4 protein-coding genes and 1 pseudogene are annotated in these 2366 nt (G+C 59.7%); all 5 read left to right on the top strand.

What is annotated here, in order from left to right:
• Positions 1–377 (top strand): annotated as a pseudogene (locus H7C19_RS34000) (DNA polymerase III subunit gamma/tau); the annotation flags it as partial.
• Positions 378–392: 15 nt separating this feature from the next.
• On the top strand, positions 393–704 hold the full coding sequence (locus H7C19_RS34005; RefSeq protein ID WP_185673533.1) for a YbaB/EbfC family nucleoid-associated protein: 312 nt from the start codon (positions 393–395) through the stop codon (positions 702–704).
• Positions 705–725: 21 nt separating this feature from the next.
• Positions 726–1325 carry a recombination mediator RecR gene (gene recR, locus H7C19_RS34010; protein ID WP_185673534.1) on the top strand — a complete coding sequence of 200 codons (600 nt, stop codon included), beginning with the start codon at positions 726–728 and terminating at the stop codon, positions 1323–1325.
• 197 nt (positions 1326–1522) lie between these two features.
• The gene (locus H7C19_RS34015; RefSeq protein ID WP_185673535.1) at positions 1523–1813 is read left to right on the top strand and encodes a DUF2508 domain-containing protein; all 291 of its coding nucleotides are present in this window, start codon (positions 1523–1525) and stop codon (positions 1811–1813) included.
• Entirely contained in the window at positions 1810–2076 is a 267-nt protein-coding gene (locus H7C19_RS34020) for a pro-sigmaK processing inhibitor BofA family protein (protein WP_185673536.1), read from the top strand. Before H7C19_RS34015 ends, H7C19_RS34020 begins: the two co-directional genes overlap by 4 nt.
• Positions 2077–2366: the final 290 nt, after the last annotated feature.

Below are 2366 nucleotides of genomic sequence, written 5' to 3' on the forward strand. Positions count from 1 at the left end.
TGCAGCGCGTGAAGGAAGAGCGGGTCACCGTTCACGCTTGGCTCGTGGACGGGGAGCCGGTCTCCTTTGCCGACGATACGGTGCTCGTCGCCTTCCGCAATTCCATACACCGCGAGACGACCGAGAAGCCCGCCAACCGGCAGGTGATCGAGCATGTGCTGAGCGCGGTGTACGGACAGCCGACCCAACTGGCCACGCTGCTGCAGAAGGAATGGCAGGAGGCCGTCGCGGCGGGAACCCGGACGGACCCGGGCGCCGAGGCCGGCGAGGAGCTGACGCTCGTGCCGGAGGGAGACGCGGAGCCGGCGCGCGAACCGCTCGTCGAAGAGGCGCTGCGGCTTTTCGGGGAAGAATTGGTAGTCATCAAAGACGATTAAGGGAGGCCGTTCAACATGAACAACATGAACCAAATGATGAAGCAAGTGAAGAAGATGCAGGAGCAAATGCTCAAAGCCCAGGAAGAACTCGGCACCAAGACCGTAGAAGGCACCGCCGGCGGCGGCGTCGTCACCGTGAGCGTCAACGGCCACAAGAAGCTGCTGAGCATCGAGATCAAGCCCGAAGCCGTCGATCCCGAAGACGTCGAGATGCTGCAGGACCTCGTCCTGACCGCGGTGAACGACGCGCTGACCAAAGCCGACGAGCTGGCCAACACCGATATGAGCAAATACACCGGCGGCATGAAGATTCCCGGGTTGTTCTAATCCCAAAGGAGCCTAACATCCTTGTTCTATCCAGAACCGATCGCCAAGCTGATCGAAGCTTTCTCCCGCTTGCCGGGCATCGGGCCGAAGACGGCCGCCCGGCTGGCGTTCCACGTCCTGCGGATGAAGGAGGAAGACGTCATCGATTTTGCCAAGGCGCTGGTCAACGTGAAGCGCAACCTGACTTATTGTTCCGTATGCTGCAATATTACCGACGTGGATCCTTGCCGCATCTGCTCCGACAAGACGCGGGACGTCTCCGCGATCTGCGTCGTTCAGGAGCCTAAGGACCTGGTGGCGATGGAGCGCACCAAGGAATTCAACGGCATGTACCACGTGCTGCACGGCGCGATCTCGCCGATGGACGGCGTCGGTCCCGACGACATCCGCATTGCCGAGCTCGTTCGAAGGCTCAGCGACGAGCGCGTGCAGGAGATGATCCTCGCGACCAACGCGAATATCGAAGGGGAAGCGACCGCCATGTATCTGTCGCGGCTCGTCAAGCCGTTCGGCATCAAGGTGACGCGCATCGCGCACGGCCTGCCCGTGGGCGGCGATCTGGAGTATGCGGACGAAGTGACGCTCTCCAAGGCGCTCGAAGGACGTCGCGAATTGAATTAGCGGCGAACGGCCGGACGACAACTTCAAAGCGATTCCGAATGAAACGGACGCCCTTCGGGCGTCTTTTTTGATTCCCGGGAAGTTGCGCATTTCGTTGCTTGCCTGATTCTGATTCCGCCTTCCGTGACATATAAATGATAGCGGGTTGTCCTGCGGGCAGCACCATCGGGGTCAGAGGAGAAGGGAGAGGGCGGACGATGAGACGGACCAAGCAAGAGCGGGAAGCGCAAGCGCTGCTGCTGTCGGAGCGCGAACAGTTGAAGGAAGACGTACGGCTGGCGGAGTTGGAGTGCGCGGCGGCGCAAAGGCGCTTCGAAGACGCGCTCGGGATCGATCAGGTGGATTATGCGATCTATGCGCTCGAGGCGGCGGAGAAGAAGCTGGATATGGCGCTGCGCAAAGCGAAGATGTTCTGGCATGCGAATCCCGAGCAAGAACCGCTCGCCGTTCGGCTGGACGGCCGGGCGTACGGAGGCGAGGGCGCATGAAGACGTTCTGGATCGTCATGTTGATCGCGTCTTCGGCCGCGCTGCTGCTGCTGGTTCTTCGCCGGCAGGTGGCCAAGGGCTGGTTCGTCCGGTTCGGCACGCATCTGGCGCTTGCGGCTTTCGCGATCTACGCGTTGAACTTCTCCGGGTGGATTACCGGCTGGTACGTTCCGCTCAATCCGGCGACGATCGGCGCGGTGACGGTGCTTGGATTGCCAGGCGTGGCGCTGGTTCTCGGGTTTCAACATCTGCTCTTGGCGTAAAAAAGCAAGAACTTCGCAAAAAGGCGTTGACGTGCTAGTGCGGATGTGTTAAATTAATTTTCGCGTCTGATGGGCGGCTGACATCGAACGAGAAATGACGATGAAGGCCGAAGAGATTTACCAGAAATTACAGGTTGCAACGAGCTAGGCGAATATGATATATTATTCAAGTCGCCGCTGAGAGGCCGGGCAAGAACGAGGCCGAGAGCGAAGACAAGATTGCTCCTTGAAAACTGAACATCGAGCGTAAGAAACGTCGGGTTTCGACAGTCGTGCTTGCACGACGAAGA

The organism is Cohnella nanjingensis, assembly GCF_014212125.1.
GTDB lineage: Bacteria > Bacillota > Bacilli > Paenibacillales > Paenibacillaceae > Cohnella > Cohnella nanjingensis.